Genomic DNA, 18,419 nt, shown 5'->3' with positions numbered 1-18,419 from the left:
GGTTCCGCTGTGAGGGCGCGCGAGATCGACGAAGGAGGAGGGGAAGCCGGGCATGCGGACCACGAGCCCGGGACCAACGGCCCCGGGCTCACGGCCCGTTGAGCCCGCGTCCGCCGAGGCCGGCGGACCGGAGGATCACCGCATGAGACGCGTCACAGCGACGGGTACAGCGGGTACTTCTCCGCGAGCGCGGTGACCCGGGCCTTGAGGGCCTCGGCGTCGTAGTCCGGCTTGAGGGCCTCGGCGATGATGTCGGCGACCTCGCGGAAGTCGTCGGCGGTGAAGCCGCGGGTGGCCAGGGCCGGGGTGCCGATCCGCAGACCCGAGGTCACCATCGGCGGCCGGGGGTCGTTGGGGATGGCGTTGCGGTTGACGGTGATGCCGACCTCGTGGAGGCGGTCCTCGGCCTGCTGGCCGTCGAGCTGGCTGTTGCGCAGGTCGACCAGGACGAGGTGGACGTCGGTGCCGCCGGACAGGACCGACACACCGTGCTCGGTGACGTCGTCCTGGACCAGGCGCTCGGCGAGGATCTTGGCGCCTTCCAGGGTCCGCTGCTGGCGCTCCTTGAACTCGTCGGACGCGGCGACCTTGAAGGAGACCGCCTTGGCCGCGATGACGTGTTCCAGGGGGCCGCCCTGCTGGCCGGGGAAGACCGCGGAGTTGACCTTCTTGGAGATCTCCGGGGTGGCGGAGAGGATGACGCCGCCGCGGGGGCCGCCGAGGGTCTTGTGGGTGGTGGTGGTCACCACGTGGGCGTGCGGCACCGGGGAGGGGTGCAGCCCGGCCGCCACGAGGCCCGCGAAGTGCGCCATGTCGACCATGAGGTACGCGCCGACCTCGTCGGCGATGCGGCGGAAGGCGGCGAAGTCGAGCTGGCGGGGGTAGGCCGACCAGCCGGCGACGATCAGCTTGGGGCGGTGCTCCTTGGCCAGGCGCTCGACCTCGTCCATGTCGACCAGGTTGGTCTTCTCGTCGACGTGGTAGGGGACGACGTTGTAGAGCTTGCCGCTGAAGTTGATCTTCATGCCGTGGGTCAGGTGCCCGCCGTGGGCGAGGTTGAGACCCAGGATGGTGTCGCCCGGCTTGAGGAGGGCGAACATGGCGGCGGCGTTGGCCTGGGCGCCGGAGTGGGGCTGGACGTTGGCGTAGGGGGCGTCGAAGAGGGCCTTGATGCGGTCGATGGCGATCTGCTCGACGACATCGACGTGCTCGCAGCCGCCGTAGTAGCGGCGGCCGGGGTAACCCTCGGCGTACTTGTTGGTGAGGACGGAGCCCTGGGCCTCCATGACGGCGACGGGGGCGAAGTTCTCCGACGCGATCATTTCGAGGGTGGACTGCTGACGGTGCAGCTCGGCGTCGACGGCCGCGGCGACGTCGGGGTCGAGCTCGTGCAGGGAGCTGTTCAGAAGCGACATGGGTCTTTCCTGGAGGGGTCAGAGGGCGCAGAGCACTTCCAACGGGCGGGGTGGCTCAACCGGTGATGAACGCGGCGTACTCGTCGGCCGACAGCAGCTCGGCGGGCTCGTCGCTGATCTTCACCTTGAACAGCCAACCGCCCTCGAACGGGGCGGAGTTCACCAGCGAGGGGTCGTTGACGACGTCCTCGTTGATCTCCACGATCTCGCCGTGCACGGGCGCGTAGAGATCGCTGACCGACTTGGTCGACTCCAGCTCACCGCAGCTCTCGCCCGCCGTGACCGTGGAGCCGACCTCAGGGAGCTGCACGTAGACGACGTCGCCGAGCGCGTTCGCCGCGTGCTCCGTGATGCCGACCGTCGAGACGCCTTCCTCGGCGGCCGACAGCCACTCGTGCTCCTTGCTGTAGCGCAGCTGCTGGGGGTTGCTCATGGCTCGATTCTCCTGTACGCGAGGGTGTGATCGTGAATGGGGGCACCTCCCGGGACGAAGTCCGGGGGGAGCGTCTTGCACAGTGAGACGCGTGGTGGCGCGCCGCCGCCCGGTCCGCCGGGACGAACCGTTACTTCTGCCGCTTGTAGAAGGGCAGCGCGATGACCTCGTACGGCTCATGGCTTCCACGGATGTCCACGTGGACACCCTCGGTGCCCGGTGTGGCGTATGCCGCGTCGACGTACGCGATGGCGATCGGCTTGCCGAGCGTGGGGGAGGGGGCGCCCGAGGTGACCTCGCCGATCACCGTGCCGTCGGCGGAGACGACCGGGTAGCCCGCGCGCGGGACCCGGCGGCCCTGGGCGATCAGTCCGACCAGCTTGCGCGGCGGGGCGGCCTCGGCGCGTTCGGCGGCCACCTCCAGCGCGGCGCGGCCGACGAAGTCGCCGTTGTTGGTCGTCTTCTCGAACTTCACGACCCGGCCCAGGCCCGCGTCGAACGGGTTGGTGGCGGTGGTGAGCTCGTGCCCGTACAGCGGCATGCCCGCCTCCAGGCGCAGGGTGTCCCGGCAGGACAGCCCGCACGGCACCAGGCCCACGTCCTTGCCGGCCTCGGTCAGCGCCTCCCAGAGGGCGACCGCGTCGGCCGGCCGGACGAACAGCTCGAAGCCGTCCTCGCCGGTGTAGCCGGTACGGGCGATCAGCGCCTCGACGCCGGCGACCGTGCCGGGCAGGCCGGCGTAGTACTTCAGCCCGTCCAGATCGGCGTCCGTCAGCTTCTTGAGGATGCCGGGGGACTCCGGGCCCTGCACCGCGAGCAGCGCGTAGGCGTCCCGGTCGTCGCGGACCACGGCGTCGAAGCCGCCGCCCCGGGCGGTCAGCGCGTCCAGCACGACCTGGGCGTTGGAGGCATTGGCGACGACCATGTATTCCTGGTCGGCCAGACGGTAAACGATCAGGTCGTCGAGGATGCCGCCCTCGGCGTTGCAGATCATGGTGTACCGGGCGCGGCCGGTCTTCACCCCGCCGATGTTGCCGACCAGGGCGAAGTCGAGGAGGTCGGCGGCCTGCGGGCCGGTGACGGTGATCTCGCCCATGTGGGAGAGGTCGAAGAGGCCGGCGCGGGTGCGGACCGCGACGTGTTCGTCGCGCTCGCTGCCGTAACGCAGTGGCATGTCCCAGCCGGCGAAGTCGGTCATGGTCGCACCGAGTGCCCGATGCGTGGCATCGAGCGCCGTGCGGCGGGGGGCATCAGTCATGGTTCTGGGCTCCCAGGCAGGGGTGACAAGACGTTCTCCCCATCTGTCATCGGAACCTGAGAGGTTCACCGGGAGCCCGCGAACGGGCCCGGTTTGCACCTTGGGTGGAGCCGCCCCGTGGGCCGGGCCGGACTCGCTTTTCAGATCTGCCTCGCCCGCGCGGTATAGGGGCCTGAGAGATTCAAGGGAGGACTTGCTCCTTCGGCGCCCCGCCGTGGCGGCCGGGGACTCTCCCGCGCGGATTCAAGCGGCCGGTATGGAGTTGGCGGTGCACGGGTGAACCGAGATGTGCACGTGGCGCGCACATCATTGCACGGGATCGCCGAATACAGGAGGCCCGGTCGGCGCACCGTCCCCGACGTGGGCGGATCGGACAATCACCTTGATGGTCATTACCTTTTCTTGACACTCTGCGGGTAGGGAACCGGCCTCGGGCCGGACCGTAACCCGGACGGGAAGGGTGATCACGGTGCAGAGGGACGCGGCACTCGCGGCCACTTCGGGGGCCGGACCCGAAGAGCCGGCGGCGGTCGGCGCCGCCGAGCCGGTGACGGTCCGCGCCGCCGCACCCCGGGCCCGGCGCCCGGCCCGCCCGGTCGTCCGGCCGGGGCGCGCGGCGCGGGTGGTGGACCTGCGCGGCGACGGCCGGGCCCGGACCGCCGCCGAGCTGCGGTTCCCGCCCGGTGACCTGGTGGTCGTCTCCGGCCTGCCCGGCAGCGGCAAGAGCACCCTGATGCACCGGGTCGTACCGCCGCTGGACGGTGGCGGGGCCGAGGTGCACCGGATCGACTCCCAGGACGTCCGCGAGCGCTGGGAGAGCGGCCGACTGCACCGGCTGCCCTACGGCCTGTACCGCCCGCTGGTCCGGGCCGCGCACTATCTGGCGCTCGGCCGGGCGCTGCGCTCCGGCCGCAGCGTGGTGGTGCACGACTGCGGGACGCTGGCGTGGGTGCGCCGCTGGATCGCCCGGGCGGCCGGCCGCGGCGGCCGCGGGCTGCATCTCGTCCTGCTCGACGTGGCGCCGGAGGTGGCCCGGGCCGGCCAGCGGGCGCGCGGCCGCGGGGTGTCGGGGTACGCCTTCGCCCGGCACCGCCGGGCGGTGTCCCACCTGGTCGGCGGCGCGGAGGCGGCCCGGTTGCCGCGGGGATTCGCCTCGGCCGTGCTGCTGGACCGCCGCGCGGCGAGCGCCCTGGAAACCCTCACCTTCCGCTGACCGGCGGCGCGCCTTCGCCCGCGCGGCCGCTCGCCGTAGCGCGACCCGTCCGGTGGGCGCGGCCACCGCTTTCTCTCGTCTAGGGTCATGGGCCAGAAAGTGCGGAGTGCGGTGTGGAACGCGGGTGGATGCAGATGAACTTTCCGGAGCAGGGGATACCGCAGCTGGCCTGGCCGGCGAACGAATTGGAAGAGGTGCTGGCCGCCTCGGTCGGGCATCCCGGCGCCGGCGGCCGGATCGTCGAGGTCCTGGGCCGCAGCCGGGTGTGGGTGCCGCTGCCCAACGGTGGCGGTCCGCAGGGTGCGGGCCCGGGTACCGCCGGACTGGACCTGCCCACCGTTGACATCGGCGGGCTGGCCTACGTCCCGGTCTACAGCTCCGAGCAGGAGTTCCTGCGGGTCGTCGGCTCGCACATGTCCTTCACCGTCGCGCCGGCCCGGGAGTTCGCCCGCGGGCTGCCGCCGAAGATCGGGATCGTGGTGAATCCGGACGGGACGGTCGGCGTCCCGGTGCCGCCGCCCGCGGTGGCCGAATTGTGCCGCTCGGGCCGTCAGGAACCGGACACCGGCGGCGTGCCGAGCGGCGGCCGGGTGCGGCTCTTCGAACCGGACTGGCAGGACGAGCCGGTGGACTTCCTGGCCGCCGCCGGACTGGAGTTCTCCGGCGTCGGAATTGTCCTGACTGCCCGGCGTGTCCTGGCCAGTGTGGAAGGCGACACGCCCGCACTGTTCGTCGGTGTCCAGGTCGCCACGGTCCCCGGGGCGCTGCACGACGGATCGGCCCGTGACGTGGTGCTCGCGGGCCTGGGGCGGGCCCTCGGCGCGGTGCCGGTGCCCTGGCCCGTACAGCTCGTCATGCTCGACCTCGCCCAGGGCGACCCGGTCGCCGACTGGATGCTGGAGCGGGTACGGCCCTTCTACTCGCGCGAGCACTCCTAGGGTTCGCCGCTGTTGCGGAGGCCGCGGCCTTCCGGCCCTGGACCATCGGCAAGCCCTAAGCTGGTTGGATGACGCGCGGGCGCACCCACACGTGCCCTGCCGAGAGAGGGGACGGACCACGTGAGTGCGGGTGCGCATCAGGGGCCGGCGGCGGCCGGACAGCTGGAGCAGCTGCTGCAGCAGGTCTCGCCCGGCCGTTACGACGCCTACGAAGCCCTGCTGCACGCACTCGCCGCGGGCCAGGTCTGGATGCTGCTCTGGCACGGCCGGGCCGGTTCGCCCGACGCGCAGTACGGCAACATGGAGGTCGACGGCCTCGGTTACGCGCCCTGCGTGACCTCCGCGCCCGAACTCGCCGCCTCCGGCTGGAACCGCGACCACGAGGTCGTCACCGGCCGGGAGATCGCCGCCGCGCTCTTCCCCGACCGCTGGGGACTGTGGCTGAATCCGCACGCTCCCGGCGGCGGGGTCGGCATCCCCTGGCTCGACCTGCGCCGGATCGCCGGCGGGCTCGACCGGCTGCCCGCCGGTCCGCTGCGGATCTCCGAACCGGTCATCGACATCCCGCAGTTCTACGCCCTGCTGGCGCAGAACGCCCATCGCACGCCCGCCGTACGGTCGTTGCGCCGCGCCTGGGTGCAGCCCGCGCTCGGCGCCCCGTATCTGGCGATCGGTCTGGATCTGTACGACACCGGCCCGCAGGCGGTGGATTCCGCCCGGTTGATGATCCAGCAGTCGATCGGTGCCGTTCCGGACGGATTGCCGGTCTCCACGGTCGCGATGAACGACGAGTACGACCCGGTCGCCATGTGGATGCGGGCCGCCGCGCGGCCGTTCTTCGACCGTGACGGCTACACCCAGCAGCCGGCCCAGCCGCCGGCGCCCTCGTACGGCTACGGCTACCCGCGTCCTTACTGACAGCCGGTCTCCCCTGTCGGAGCGTGTCGCTCCGGCAGGGGTTTTGTGTTGAATTCGCCCTGTGTGCCCTGCGGTTGAGGTGCTCTCCCGCAGCTCCTGGCTCCGCTCAGCCCGAACTTGTGTCCGTATAACGGAAAGCCGTGGAGCACATCACAGTTGCGCATCCTTTCCCTGTCAGGGCTGGTGACTGATCGCGAAGGGGATGAAGACTCCGGAACCAACAAGGGCCTCGGTCCTATGTGCGAGCGACATTCCGGTCGGCGTCGTGTGAACCACTTCCTTCCGCAAGGTGAACTCCCGCGAGGATCACCGGACTTGCTCCGCAGTGCACCAATTGACGTGAACCAGGCCGCTACCGCGGCGGGCAGGGGCCGGCCACCGTCGGCCGAGAGGGGTCAAAGGCACCGTGACCGCACCGATCGAGACCACCGGGGCGGCTGCCGAGGCGCAGCCGGAAGCGGTGCTGGAGGGCGTGTCGAGCAAGCGCATCGAAGGGCGCTCGCTCGGCCAGATCGCATGGCTGCGCTTCCGGCGGGACAAGGTCGCGGTGGCCGGTGCCATCGTTGTCATCCTGCTGATCGCCGTCGCGGCGCTCTCCCGTCCGCTGCAGGCCCTGCTGGGGCTGGACCCCAACGCGCCCAACGAGTCGCTGATCGACCCCAACACCACGCTGCCCAAGGGGGACTTCGGCGGGATGAGCGGGGACCACCTGCTCGGCGTGGACCCCAAGTTCGGCCGCGATCTGCTCGCCCGGGTGCTGGAGGGCTCCTGGGTGTCGCTGATCGTGGCGTTCGGCGCCACGCTGCTGTCGGTCGCCATCGGCACCGTGCTCGGCGTGATCGCCGGTTTCTACCGCGGGCGGGTGGACGCCTTCATCAGCCGCATGATGGACGTCTTCCTGGCGTTCCCGCTGCTGCTGTTCGCCATCGCGATCTCCGCCTCGCTGCAGGGCGGCGCCTTCGGCCTGGACGGCCTGCCGCTGCACATCTCGGTGCTGATCTTCGTGATCGGCTTCTTCAACTGGCCGTACATGGGACGGATCGTGCGCGCGCAGACGCTGTCACTGCGCGAGCGGGAATTCGTGGACGCCGCCCGGGGCATGGGCGCGCGCGGACCGTTCATCCTCTTCCGGGAGCTGCTGCCCAACCTGGTGGGCCCCATCATCGTCTACTCGACGCTGCTGATCCCCTCCAACATCCTCTTCGAGGCCGCGCTGAGCTTCCTGGGCGTCGGCATCCAGCCGCCCCAGGCCTCCTGGGGCGGCATGCTCAACCAGGCGGTCAAGTACTACGAGGTCGACCCCCAGTACATGATCGTCCCCGGCCTCGCGATCTTCGTCACCGTGCTCGCTTTCAACCTGCTCGGTGACGGTCTGCGGGACGCGCTGGACCCGCGCAGCCGCTGACGGCACCGCGGGCGTCCGCCCCAGCCGCCACCGCGCTTTGTGTTGTGACGTTTCTCGACGAACGAAGACCGATCGAAGACCGTACGAAGACCGAACGAAGGGGACACCGACCACCATGCGAAGGTCAGTTCCGGTCGCGACCATAGCGGCCATCACCAGTGCGGGCCTTTTGCTGGCCGGCTGCAGCGGGGGCAAGGGCTCCTCGGAAGGCTCCGGCGAGGCGAACGCGGCCACCAAGGGCGTCGTCAACGCCTCGGACGCCAAGGGCGGCACAGTCACCTACGCCATGAGCGACGCCCCCGAGTCGTTCGACCCGGGCAACACCTACTACGCCTTCATCTACAACTTCAGCCGGCTCTACGCGCGCCCGCTCACCACCTTCAAGCCGGGCCCCGGCACCAAGGGCAACCAGCTGGTCCCGGACCTCGCCGAGTCCATGGGCAAGCCCAGCGACGGCGGCAAGACCTGGACGTACAAGCTCCGCAAGGGCATCAAGTACGAGGACGGTTCCACCGTCACCTCGCAGGACGTCAAGTACGCCGTGGAGCGCTCCAACTTCGCGCGTGACGTGCTCTCGCTCGGCCCGAACTACTTCCAGCAGTTGCTCAAGGACAACGACGGCGGCGGCTACAAGGGTCCGTACAAGGACAAGAGCAAGGCCGGTCTGAAGTCCATCGAGACCCCCGACGACCAGACGATCGTCTTCCACCTCAAGAAGCCGTTCGCCGAGTTCGACTACCTGGTCAGCGCCCCGCAGACCGCGCCGGTCCCGCAGGCCAAGGACAAGGGCTCGGACTACCAGAAGTCCGTGCTGTCCACCGGCTCGTACAAGTTCCAGAGCTACCAGGAGGGCAAGCAGCTCACCCTGGTCCGCAACCCGCAGTGGTCGGCGAAGACCGACCCGCTGCGCAAGCAGCTCCCGGACAAGATCGTGCTGAACCTGAAGGTCGCCCAGTCGACGATCGACAAGGACCTCCAGTCCGGCAACACCCTGGTCGACCTGGCCGGCCGCGGTGTGGACGGCCAGACGCAGGCCCAGCTGCTGACCAACGCCGACGAGAAGGCCAACACCGACAACGCGCTCGGCCAGCGCCTCGTCTACACGGCGATCAACACCAAGGTGAAGCCGTTCGACAACCTCGAATGCCGCAAGGCGGTCGAGTACGCGATCGACAAGAAGGCCGTGCAGACCGCGCTCGGCGGCCCGATCCGCGGTGAGCTGGCCTCCACGGTCCTGCCGACCGACATCGCCGGCTACCAGAAGTACGACCTGTACCCGCAGAAGTACGACGGCGACAAGCTCGACCTGGCCGAGGCCAAGAAGCACTGGGACAAGTGCGGCGCCGGCAAGGCCACGACCACGATCCTGGCCCGCAACGACCGCCAGGACGAGGTCGACGCGGCCACCTCGGTCATCGAGTCGCTCAAGAAGATCGGCGTCACCGCCAAGATCCAGTCGTACCCGACGAGCAAGTACTTCTCGGACTACGCCGGTGTGCCGGAGTTCAACAAGAAGAACAACGTCGGCCTGATCATGATGCAGTGGGGCTCGGACTTCCCCACCGGCTACGGCTACCTGCAGCAGATCCTGAACGGCAAGGCGATCAGCAAGTCCGGCAACACCAACCTGTCCGAGCTGGACGACCCGGAGATCAACAAGCTGCTCGAGACGGCCATCGCCAACACCGACAAGGCGGCCCGCGAGAAGGCGTACGCCGAGATCGACAAGAAGACGATGGAGCAGGCGGCGCTGGTCCCGCTCACCTACTTCAAGGTCCTGATGTACCGCTCGCCGAAGGCCACCAACCTGGTGTCCACCTCGGCCTTCAGCGGTCAGTACGACTACCTCAACATCGGCGTCAAGAAGTAGCAGCCCTGGAAGGCAGGTGAAGGCATTGGTGTCCGCGGGCCGGTTCCGGCCGGCCCGCGGCGCCGACGCCGCATCCCCGTGTTCTCGTACATCATCCGCAGGTTGATCAGCGCAGTGATCCTGCTGCTGATCGTCAGCGCGGTCACTTTCGGCATCTTCTTCCTGCTGCCGAAACTGGCCGGGCAGAGCACCGACCAGCTTGCCCAGCAGTACATCGGAAAGGCCCCCACGGCCGCGGACATCGCCGCGGTGAAGAAGAACCTCGGCCTGGACAAGCCCGTGTACGAGCAGTACTGGGACTTCCTCAAGGGCATCTTCGTCGGCGTCGACTACAAGTTCGGCCCGGAAGCGGCCAAGTGCCACGTGCCGTGCTTCGGCTACTCGTTCAAGACGCACATCGAGGTCTGGCCGGAGATCCAGTCCCGGCTCCCGGTGACCCTCTCGCTCGCGGCCGGCGCGGCCGTGCTGTGGGTCGTCTCCGGCGTCGCCACCGGCGTGCTCTCCGCGCTGCGCCCCGGTTCGTTCTTCGACCGTGCGGCGATGGGCGTGGCGCTGGCCGGCGTCTCGCTCCCGATGTTCTTCACCGGCGCCCTGGCCCTGGCCCTGTTCACCTACCAGTGGCCGATCTTCGAACGCAGCGACTACGTACCGCTGCTGGACAACCCGTTCCTGTGGGCCCGCACCCTGGTGCTGCCCTGGGTCACCCTGGCCTTCCTCTACTCCGCGCTCTACGCCCGGCTCACCCGGGCCGGCATGCTGGAGACGCTGGCCGAGGACTTCATCCGCACGGCCCGCGCCAAGGGCCTGCACGAGCGCAAGGTGGTCGTCCGGCACGGTCTGCGCGCCGCGCTCACCCCGATCATCACCGTCTTCGGCATGGACCTCGGCCTGCTGCTCGGCGGCGCGCTCATCACCGAACAGGTCTTCTCGCTCAAGGGAGTCGGCGCCTTCGCCGTCGAGGCGATCAACGCCAACGACCTGCCGAACATCCTCGGCGTCACCCTGCTCGCCGCGTTCTTCATCGTCATTTGCAACCTGGTGGTGGACGTTCTGTACGCCGCCGTCGACCCGCGGGTGAGGCTCTCGTGACCGACTCCTCCGAGGACAGGACCGCCACCGCGGCGGCCACCGAGAAAACGGCACCGCAGACGTCCGCCTTCCTCGACGTACGCGACCTGAAGGTGCACTTCCCCACCGACGACGGCGTGGTGAAGTCCGTCGACGGGCTGACCTTCAGCCTGGAGAAGGGCAAGACGCTCGGCATCGTCGGCGAGTCCGGCTCCGGCAAGTCGGTGACCTCGCTCGCCGTCATGGGCCTGCACCGCGCCTCGCGCCAGCAGCGCAGCAAGGTCCGGATGTCCGGCGAGATCTGGCTGGACGGCAAGGAGCTGGTCTCCGCCGACCCGGACGAGGTGCGCCGGCTGCGCGGCCGCGAGATGGCGATGATCTTCCAGGACCCGCTGTCCGCGCTGCACCCGTTCTACTCGGTCGGCAAGCAGATCATGGAGGCCTACCGCGTCCACCACGACGTGGACAAGAAGACCGCGCGCAAGCGGGCGGTCGAGATGCTCGACCGGGTCGGCATCCCGCAGCCCGACAAGCGGGTCGACGACCATCCGCACCAGTTCTCCGGCGGTATGCGCCAGCGCGCGATGATCGCGATGGCGCTGGTCAACAACCCCGAGCTGCTCATCGCGGACGAGCCGACCACCGCCCTGGACGTCACCGTGCAGGCGCAGATCCTGGACCTGATCCGCGATCTGCAGAAGGAGTTCGGCTCGGCGGTCATCATCATCACCCACGACCTGGGCGTGGTCGCCGAGCTCGCCGACGACCTGCTGGTGATGTACGGCGGCCGGTGCGTCGAGCGCGGCCCGGCCGAGAAGGTCTTCTACGAGCCCCAGCACCCCTACACCTGGGGGCTGCTCGGCTCCATGCCGCGCATCGACCGGGAGCAGACCGAGCGGCTGATCCCGGTCAAGGGCTCCCCGCCCAGCCTGATCAACGTCCCGTCCGGCTGTGCCTTCAACCCCCGCTGCCCGTACGCGGACGTCCCGAAGGACAACCTCACCCGTACGGTCCGCCCCGAGCTGCGCGAGGCGGGCGGCGGGCACTTCTCCGCCTGCCACATGGCGCCGGAGGAGCGGAAGCGTATCTGGACCGAAGAGATTGCGCCGAAGCTGTGACCGAGACGACTGACGACGAGAACACCACGATCCCGCTCCAGAAGTCGGCGGACGCGGCACCGGCCGGGTCCGGGGACGACGCCGAGCCGCTGCTGCGGGTGCGCGGGCTGGTGCGGCACTTCCCGATCACCAAGGGCCTGCTCAAGCGGCAGGTCGGCGCGGTGCAGGCGGTCGACGGCATCGACTTCGACGTACGGCCGGGGGAGACACTCGGCGTCGTCGGCGAGTCCGGCTGCGGCAAGTCGACGATGGGCCGGCTGATCACCCGGCTCGATGAGCCCACCGGCGGCTCGATCGAGTTCCAGGGCACCGACATCACCCATCTGTCGACGGGCCGGCTGCGGCCGATGCGCCGCGACGTCCAGATGATCTTCCAGGACCCGTACGGTTCGCTGAACCCGCGGCACACCATCGGCGGCATCGTCTCCACCCCCTTCCGTCTCCAGGGCGTCGAGCCGGAGGGCGGGGTGAAGAAGGAGGTGCAGCGGCTGCTGGAGCTGGTGGGCCTGAGCCCCGAGCACTACAACCGCTATCCGCACGAGTTCTCCGGCGGGCAGCGGCAGCGCATCGGCATCGCCCGGGCGCTGGCGCTCAAGCCGAAGCTGGTGGTCGCCGACGAGCCGGTCTCCGCGCTGGACGTGTCGATCCAGGCGCAGGTCGTCAACCTGATGGACGACCTCCAGGAGGAGCTGGGCCTGACCTACGTCATCATCGCCCACGACCTCTCGGTCATCCGGCACGTCTCGGACCGGATCGCGGTGATGTACCTCGGCAAGATCGTGGAGCTGGCCGACCGCACCTCGCTCTACGAGACGCCGATGCACCCGTACACCAAGGCGCTGCTGTCCGCGGTGCCGGTGCCCGACCCCAAGCGGCGCACCCAGCGGGACCGGATCCTGCTCAAGGGCGATGTGCCCTCGCCGATCAACCCGCCCTCCGGCTGCCGGTTCCGGACTCGCTGCTGGAAGGCGACCGAGGTGTGCGCCACCACTGAGCCGCCGCTGGTCGCGCTGCGGACCGGGCACCAAGTGGCCTGCCACCACCCGGAGAACGCGGAGAACGCGCCGCCCGCGGCGGCCGGCGGGCCGGCCGGTAAGGCATCAAGTGATCAGTAACACCTGACGACTTGGCAAAGTCGCGGGTGGAACGCGGCGGGAGGGTGCAGAGTCAGCACGGTTGTTCGATCTTCGATCGGCCTTCATCCGTGTGTCCGAAGGGATGGCTCATGGCACTCTCCCGCTCCGCGCGCCGCACCTCCCGCTGGCTGGCCCTGGCCACCGCGGTGGCCTCGGCCGCCACCATCGCCGCCGCTCCCGCGGCGACCCCCGGCGCACCCGGCGCCGGCGACCCGTACTTCCCCGAACTGGGCAACGGCGGTTTCGACGCCCTGCACTACGACCTCGGCGTCAGCTACCACCCCGACAGCGGCCGGCTCGACGGCCGCACCACGCTCACCGCCCGGGCCACCCAGAGCCTCTCCGCCTTCGACCTCGACCTGCAGAAGCTGACCGTCGACTCGGTGCGGGTGAACGGCCGGCGGGCGCACTTCGCGAGATCCGGCGACGAGATAACCGTCCACCCGTCCTTCCCGCTGCGCCGCGGCGGGAAGTTCACCGTCACCGTCGCCTACCACGGCGTCCCCAAGCCGCTGAGCGGCCCGATCGTGTTCGGCTCGGACTACGGCTGGATGAAGACCAAGGACGGGGTGTTCGTCGCCTGCGAGCCGAACGCGGCCTCGACGTGGTTCCCCTCCAGCGACCACCCGAGCGACAAGGCGACGTACGACATCCGCATCGACGCCCCCAAGGGCCTGACCGGGGTCTCCAACGGCCGGCTGATCGCCTCCGGGGAGGCGCACGGCCGCGCGTACGCCCACTGGCGCGAGTCCCGCCCGATGGCGACCTACCTCGCCACCGCCACCATCGGGAAGTTCGACGTCCGTACCGGCACCACCCCCGGCGGCATCCCGGTCTACGTGGCCACCGACCCGACCCTGCCGACCGGCAAGGTGGACGTGTACGGCATCACCTCGGAGGCCACCGACTACTGGTCGAAGGTCTTCGGGAAGTACCCGTTCGAGGAGACCGGCGCGATCGTCGACGACATGCCGCAGGCCGGCTTCTCGCTGGAGGTGCAGTCCAAGCCGGTCTACTCGGCGGTGCGCAGCGAGTCCACGATCGTCCACGAGCTGGCCCACCAGTGGTTCGGCGACTCGGTGTCGGTCCGGCAGTGGAAGGACATCTGGCTCAACGAGGGCTTCGCCAGCTACGCGCAGTGGCTGTGGAACGAGCACCGCGGCACGGTCAGCGCGCACGATTCCTTCCGCAAGGCGTACGACGCGATCCCCGCCGACGACGGCTTCTGGAAGCAGAAGATCGCCGACCCGCAGCGCGACACGATGTTCTCCGGCGCGGTCTACACGCGGGGTGCGATGACTCTCCAGGCGCTCCGCGAGCGCATCGGTGACACGGCGTTCTTCAAGCTGCTGCCGGCCTGGACCGCGGCCCACCGCTACGGCAACGCGGAGACCGCCCAGTTCGTCGCGCTGGCCGAGAAGGTCTCCGGGCAGAAGCTGGGGGACTTCTTCGACACCTGGCTGTACACGGAGAGCAAGCCGGCGCTGTCCGCCAAGTAGGCCGCCGGTACCGGGCGGGTCAGTCGGCGTCCGGCCGGCGGCCCGGCCGGGGGCGCAGGTGCTGGGGGCGCGGCAGGTGCAGCCCCAGGTAGACCGCGCCCATGCGCAGGGCGAACACCACCCCCGCCGAGATCGCCGCGGCGGGGGTGGGCCGGGCGCCGAGGTGGTGCAGCAGCAGCAGGCAGCCGGCCCCGGCCAGGGCGGCGATGGCGTAGACGTCCTCGCGCAGCAGCAGCGGGGGGAACTCGCCGCACAGCACGTCGCGGATGACCTCGCCGGCGACGCCGGTGAGCACCGCCAGGATGATCACGGCGAGCGGGGTGGCGCCCGCCGCGATGGCGGCCCGGGCGCCGATCACGGTGACCACGGACAGGCCGACCGCGTCGACCACCAGCAGCGATTTCCGGGGCAGTGACCAGAACCGCAGATAGACGATGGTGCCGACGCCGACGCAGATGATCACGGTGAGCAGCACCCAGTCGTGCGTCCAGTACAGCGGCCGCCGGTCGAGGATGAGGTCGCGCATCGTGCCGCCGGAGATGGACGCGGCGAAGGCCAGCACCAGGCCGCCGAAGGGGTCCATGTTGGCGCGGTAGGCGGCCAGCACCCCGCTCGCCGCGAAGGCCGCGACGCCGGCCAGGTAGAGGACGTGAAGCATGGCGTCATCATGGCAGGGCCGGAACGGCGCTCTCCGCTTGCGTCCGGGAAAGCCGACCCTACCGGTCGGTAATTTATCCGTGTACCGTGCCGCCATGGCTCTGGTCACCTCAGGCAACAGTGAGTTCGACCGCGACACCGCGGTCACCCGCCGCGCAACCGGCATCTACGAAGCCCAGCTTTCCGCGGGCTGGACGATCATCCAGGCGGTCAACGGCGGCTACCTCCTCGCCCTCATGGGCCGCGCCCTCGGCGACGCCCTGCCGCACCCCGACCCGCTGTCGGTCACCGCGCACTACCTCACCGCCTCCGTTCCCGGCCCGGCCGTCATCCGCACCGACGTGGTGCGCACCGGCCGCACCATGTCGACCGGGACCGCGACCCTCGTCCAGTTCGAGGAGGACGGCAGCGAGGTCGAGCGGCTGCGGGTGCTCGCCGCGTACGGCGACCTCGGCGCGCTGCCCGACGACGTCCGCACGACGGCCAAGCCGCCCGCCATCCCGCCGTACGAGCACTGCCTGGGCACCGACAGTGCCCCCGGCGGGGCCCCGGCCATCCCCGGCAGCACCGCCATCGCCGAGCGGCTCGACCTCCGGCTGGACCCGGCGACCGCGGGCTGGGCGGTCGGCGCACCGTCCGGCCGGGGCGAGATGCGCGCCTGGTTCGGGCTCGCCGACGGCCGGGACCCCGACCCGCTGTCCCTCCTGCTGACCGTCGACGCGCTGCCGCCCACCGCGTTCGAGATGGGGCTGTCCGGCTGGGTCCCCACCGTCGAACTCACCGTCCACGTCCGGCACCGCCCGGCCCCCGGGCCGCTGCGGGTCGCCATCACCACCCGCAATCTGGCCGGCGGGTTCCTTGAGGAGGACGCGGAAGTGTGGGACGCGGAGGACCGGCTGGTGGCGCAATCACGCCAACTGGCGCGGGCCCTCGGAGTGGGCTGATCCGCCACGTCGGCGCGGCCGCGCCCGCGAGATACCGCGCCGCCCTCTCCGGAAGCGACTTTCCGCAGGTGGCCACCGGTACGAGAGGTCGGAGAGTGACGCAAAAGTGCGCGCGGGGGCGGTGCGGCCCCGGAACTCACCGGCCTCATCGCGGACTTCGAGCGGACGAGCCGGGTGCGGCGGGCCGAGCTCGGCCGGCTGCGGGCCGAGCTGGAGTCGGCGGTGTCCGCCGCGGTGCCGGGGGAGCGGGGGGCCGGTGCGGCCGACGCGGCCGGTGCGGTCCGTGACCTCAGCCGCCGTCTCGCGCCGTGGCCGGGCCGCCCGGACGCAGGAAGTCCGCCAGCGCCGCGGTGAGTTCGGCGGGTGCGTCCTCCTGGACGAGGTGGCCCGCGCCCTCGATGAGGTGCAGCCGGGCACCGGGGATGCGGGCCGCCAGCTCGTGGCCCTTCCCGGCCGGGATCCAGGTGTCCTCGGCGCCCCAGCAGATCAGCGTCGGCAGGTCGAGTTCGCCGTAACGGCCCTGGATCTCGTCGGTGAACCGCTGGTCGTTCTGCTGGATCTGCCGGTAGAACGCCGGTTGGCCCGCGTCCGTGCACCACGGCTCCACCAGCCGGTCGAGGACGTCCGACGGCAGGCCCGGACGGCTCGCGGAGGAGACGTAGGCCCGCACCAGCGCCCGGTGCAGCTCGGGCGGCAGCTGCCCGAAGACGCCGGGGTGGGCGCCCAGCAGCCGGTAGGTGGGCGAGCCCCAGGGCGCCAGGGCCACGGGGTCGACCAGCGCCAGCCGTTCGTACCGCGCGCCGTGCAGCAGATGGGCCCGCAGGGCGACGCAGCCGCCGAAGTCATGGGCGACCACGGCCGGCCGGGACGCCTCCCGGTCCAGCTCCCAGTGCGCCAGCAGCTCGCCGAACACCCGGGCCTGCGCGGCGAGCGAGACGTCCTGGCCGTCCCGCTGCGCGGAGGCGCCGTAGCCGGGCATGTCCCAGACGAACACCCGGTGGTGCGCGGCGAGCGCCCGCGCGATCCCCCGCCAGACGTACGACGAGAACGGCGTGCCGTGCAGCAGCACCACCGGCGGCGCGCCGTCCGACCACTCCCCGAGGGCGGCCCACCGCACCTCGTCCCCCGACGCCGTGCGGAACGTGCGATCCAGCAGCCACTCTGTCATGACCGTAAGGGTATTCACTCCTTACAGCGGTGTCGAGGGCAGGTGCGAGCTCCGCGGAAGGGCATGCGCCCCCGCGCCGGGCGTGCGCCCCGGGGGTGCCTCGTAGAATCGGGGCACCATGGTTTACCTCGACCACGCCGCCACCACCCCGATGCTCCCGGAGGCGGTGCAGGCGATGACCGCCCAGCTGACCGTCACGGGGAATGCGTCCTCGCTGCACGCCGACGGCCGGCGGGCCCGCCGCACCGTTGAGGAGGCGCGGGAATCCCTCGCCGCCTCGCTCGGCGCACGTCCGAGTGAGATCGTCTTCACGGCGGGCGGCACCGAGGCCGACAACCTCGCGGTCAAGGGCCTGTACTGGGCGCGCCGGGCGGCCGACCCGGCCCGCGACCGGGTGCTCGCCAGCCCGGTGGAGCACCACGCCGTCCTCGACGCCGTGGAATGGCTCGCCGAGCAGGAAGGCGCCCGCGTCGAGTGGCTGCCGGTCGACTCCTACGGCCGGGTGCACGCCGAGGCGCTGCGCGAGGCGATCGTCCGCAACCCCGCCGATGTCGCGCTGGCCACCGTCATGTGGGCCAACAACGAGATCGGCACCATCCAGCCGGTCCGTGAACTCGCGGAGGTGGCAAGGGAGTTCGAGATCCCGCTGCACGCCGACGCGGTGCAGGCGGTGGGCCAGCTGGAGGTCGACTTCGCCGCCTCCGGGCTCGCCGCGATGACGGTCTCCGGGCACAAGATCGGCGGCCCGTACGGCATCGGCGCTCTGCTGCTGGGCCGCGAGTACGCCCCGGTGCCGGTGCTGCACGGTGGCGGCCAGGAGCGGCACGTCCGCTCCGGCACCCTCGACACCCCCGCCATCGCGGCCTTCGCCGCCGCCGGCCGGCACGCCGTGGCGCACCGCGCGGACTTCGCCCGGGACATCGGCGCGCTGCGCGACGACCTGATCAAGGCGGTGCGGGCGGCCGCCCCGGACGCCGTCCTCGGCGGCGACCCGGACCCGGCCGGCCGGCTGCCCGCCAACGCGCACTTCTCCTTCCCCGGCTGCGAGGGCGACTCCCTGCTGCTCCTCCTGGACGCCCAGGGCATCGCCTGCTCCACCGGCTCCGCCTGCACCGCCGGCGTCGCCCAGCCCAGCCACGTCCTGCTGGCCACGGGCATGTCCGCCGACCTGGCGCGCGGCACGCTGCGCTTCTCCCTGGGGCACACCTCCACGAGCGAGGACGTGACGGCGCTGGCCCAGGCCATCGGCCCGGTGGTCGAACGCGCCCGGAGCGCGGGGCTGAGCTAGGAGATGTCTTCAAATGTCACGCCCACATCAGGAGCGAGGCGAGGGTGACGGCGGCCTGGTAGGACTCGGTGGTCTTGTCGTAGCGAGTGGC

16 protein-coding genes and 1 riboswitch are annotated in these 18,419 nt (G+C 70.8%); of the genes, 11 read left to right on the top strand and 5 right to left on the bottom strand.

What is annotated here, in order from left to right; genetic code table 11:
• Positions 1-152: 152 nt before the first annotated feature.
• The 3 genes from glyA to gcvT all read right to left on the bottom strand — a co-directional run bounded on the left by glyA (position 153) and on the right by gcvT (position 3,106).
• Positions 153-1,415 (bottom strand): serine hydroxymethyltransferase, encoded by a 1,263-nt coding sequence (gene glyA / locus AB0E02_RS21635; protein WP_362141695.1) that lies wholly within the window; start codon positions 1,413-1,415, stop codon positions 153-155.
• Positions 1,416-1,470: 55 nt separating this feature from the next.
• The gene (gcvH, locus tag AB0E02_RS21630; protein ID WP_030412406.1) at positions 1,471-1,848 is read right to left on the bottom strand and encodes a glycine cleavage system protein GcvH; all 378 of its coding nucleotides are present in this window, start codon (positions 1,846-1,848) and stop codon (positions 1,471-1,473) included.
• A gap of 130 nt (positions 1,849-1,978) precedes the next feature.
• On the bottom strand, positions 1,979-3,106 hold the full coding sequence (gcvT, locus tag AB0E02_RS21625) for a glycine cleavage system aminomethyltransferase GcvT (RefSeq protein ID WP_362141693.1): 1,128 nt from the start codon (positions 3,104-3,106) through the stop codon (positions 1,979-1,981).
• 150 nt (positions 3,107-3,256) lie between these two features.
• Positions 3,257-3,352: riboswitch (glycine riboswitch) on the bottom strand.
• A 301-nt stretch (positions 3,353-3,653) separates the two neighbouring features.
• On the opposite strand from gcvT, the gene AB0E02_RS21620 reads away from it, so the two are divergent.
• The 9 genes from AB0E02_RS21620 (at position 3,654) to AB0E02_RS21580 (ending at position 14,271) form a co-directional block, all read left to right on the top strand.
• Positions 3,654-4,319: an AAA family ATPase gene (locus tag AB0E02_RS21620; protein ID WP_362141841.1), complete on the top strand. Its 666-nt coding sequence runs from the start codon at positions 3,654-3,656 to the stop codon at positions 4,317-4,319.
• A 134-nt stretch (positions 4,320-4,453) separates the two neighbouring features.
• Positions 4,454-5,257, top strand: coding sequence for an enhanced serine sensitivity protein SseB (locus AB0E02_RS21615; RefSeq protein ID WP_362141691.1), 804 nt, complete (start codon positions 4,454-4,456; stop codon positions 5,255-5,257).
• 120 nt (positions 5,258-5,377) lie between these two features.
• Positions 5,378-6,175 carry an enhanced serine sensitivity protein SseB C-terminal domain-containing protein gene (locus AB0E02_RS21610; RefSeq protein WP_201811116.1) on the top strand — a complete coding sequence of 266 codons (798 nt, stop codon included), beginning with the start codon at positions 5,378-5,380 and terminating at the stop codon, positions 6,173-6,175.
• Between the two features lie 406 nt (positions 6,176-6,581).
• Complete coding sequence (locus AB0E02_RS21605; RefSeq protein ID WP_362141689.1) at positions 6,582-7,580, top strand: ABC transporter permease; 999 nt, start codon at positions 6,582-6,584, stop codon at positions 7,578-7,580.
• A 115-nt stretch (positions 7,581-7,695) separates the two neighbouring features.
• Complete coding sequence (locus tag AB0E02_RS21600; protein WP_362141687.1) at positions 7,696-9,450, top strand: ABC transporter substrate-binding protein; 1,755 nt, start codon at positions 7,696-7,698, stop codon at positions 9,448-9,450.
• A gap of 78 nt (positions 9,451-9,528) precedes the next feature.
• A complete protein-coding gene (locus AB0E02_RS21595; RefSeq protein WP_362141685.1) occupies positions 9,529-10,539 on the top strand; it encodes an ABC transporter permease in 1,011 nt (336 codons plus the stop codon).
• Positions 10,536-11,636 carry an ABC transporter ATP-binding protein gene (locus tag AB0E02_RS21590; RefSeq protein ID WP_362141684.1) on the top strand — a complete coding sequence of 367 codons (1,101 nt, stop codon included), beginning with the start codon at positions 10,536-10,538 and terminating at the stop codon, positions 11,634-11,636. The genes AB0E02_RS21595 and AB0E02_RS21590 overlap by 4 nt, the downstream gene beginning before the upstream one ends.
• A 29-nt stretch (positions 11,637-11,665) precedes the next feature.
• Positions 11,666-12,751 carry a dipeptide ABC transporter ATP-binding protein gene (locus tag AB0E02_RS21585; protein ID WP_362141839.1) on the top strand — a complete coding sequence of 362 codons (1,086 nt, stop codon included), beginning with the start codon at positions 11,666-11,668 and terminating at the stop codon, positions 12,749-12,751.
• 110 nt (positions 12,752-12,861) lie between these two features.
• On the top strand, positions 12,862-14,271 hold the full coding sequence (locus AB0E02_RS21580) for a M1 family metallopeptidase (RefSeq protein WP_362141682.1): 1,410 nt from the start codon (positions 12,862-12,864) through the stop codon (positions 14,269-14,271).
• 19 nt (positions 14,272-14,290) lie between these two features.
• Here the strand turns inward: AB0E02_RS21580 and AB0E02_RS21575 are convergent, their stop codons facing one another.
• On the bottom strand, positions 14,291-14,929 hold the full coding sequence (locus AB0E02_RS21575; RefSeq protein ID WP_362141680.1) for a trimeric intracellular cation channel family protein: 639 nt from the start codon (positions 14,927-14,929) through the stop codon (positions 14,291-14,293).
• Between the two features lie 94 nt (positions 14,930-15,023).
• Here AB0E02_RS21575 and AB0E02_RS21570 point away from each other — a divergent pair, with 94 nt between their 5' ends.
• Complete coding sequence (locus tag AB0E02_RS21570) at positions 15,024-15,872, top strand: thioesterase family protein (RefSeq protein ID WP_362141678.1); 849 nt, start codon at positions 15,024-15,026, stop codon at positions 15,870-15,872.
• Between the two features lie 289 nt (positions 15,873-16,161).
• Here AB0E02_RS21570 and AB0E02_RS21565 read toward each other — a convergent pair whose 3' ends face one another.
• Positions 16,162-17,040, bottom strand: coding sequence for an alpha/beta fold hydrolase (locus AB0E02_RS21565; protein WP_362141676.1), 879 nt, complete (start codon positions 17,038-17,040; stop codon positions 16,162-16,164).
• 118 nt (positions 17,041-17,158) lie between these two features.
• Between AB0E02_RS21565 and AB0E02_RS21560 the strand changes: the two genes are divergently transcribed.
• Positions 17,159-18,328: a cysteine desulfurase family protein gene (locus tag AB0E02_RS21560; RefSeq protein ID WP_362141674.1), complete on the top strand. Its 1,170-nt coding sequence runs from the start codon at positions 17,159-17,161 to the stop codon at positions 18,326-18,328.
• Positions 18,329-18,419: the final 91 nt, after the last annotated feature.

It is taken from the genome of Streptomyces sp. NPDC048196, assembly GCF_040652715.1.
GTDB lineage: Bacteria > Actinomycetota > Actinomycetes > Streptomycetales > Streptomycetaceae > Streptomyces > Streptomyces siderophoricus.
The sequence above is the reverse complement of the archived record's forward strand: the minus strand, read 5'-3'. Positions and strand labels throughout refer to the sequence as shown.

What these genes read in the sequence shown, in the direction of transcription:
- AB0E02_RS21560 (WP_362141674.1), top strand. Translation starts at nt 17,159, where the DNA reads ATGGTTTACCTCGACCACGCCGCCACCACCCCGATGCTCCCGGAGGCG.
- AB0E02_RS21580 (WP_362141682.1), top strand. Translation starts at nt 12,862, where the DNA reads ATGGCACTCTCCCGCTCCGCGCGCCGCACCTCCCGCTGGCTGGCCCTG.
- AB0E02_RS21570 (WP_362141678.1), top strand. Translation starts at nt 15,024, where the DNA reads ATGGCTCTGGTCACCTCAGGCAACAGTGAGTTCGACCGCGACACCGCG.
- AB0E02_RS21600 (WP_362141687.1), top strand. Translation starts at nt 7,696, where the DNA reads ATGCGAAGGTCAGTTCCGGTCGCGACCATAGCGGCCATCACCAGTGCG.
- AB0E02_RS21565 (WP_362141676.1), bottom strand. Translation starts at nt 17,040, where the DNA reads ATGACAGAGTGGCTGCTGGATCGCACGTTCCGCACGGCGTCGGGGGAC.
- AB0E02_RS21615 (WP_362141691.1), top strand. Translation starts at nt 4,454, where the DNA reads ATGAACTTTCCGGAGCAGGGGATACCGCAGCTGGCCTGGCCGGCGAAC.
- glyA (WP_362141695.1), bottom strand. Translation starts at nt 1,415, where the DNA reads ATGTCGCTTCTGAACAGCTCCCTGCACGAGCTCGACCCCGACGTCGCC.
- gcvH (WP_030412406.1), bottom strand. Translation starts at nt 1,848, where the DNA reads ATGAGCAACCCCCAGCAGCTGCGCTACAGCAAGGAGCACGAGTGGCTG.
- AB0E02_RS21575 (WP_362141680.1), bottom strand. Translation starts at nt 14,929, where the DNA reads ATGCTTCACGTCCTCTACCTGGCCGGCGTCGCGGCCTTCGCGGCGAGC.
- gcvT (WP_362141693.1), bottom strand. Translation starts at nt 3,106, where the DNA reads ATGACTGATGCCCCCCGCCGCACGGCGCTCGATGCCACGCATCGGGCA.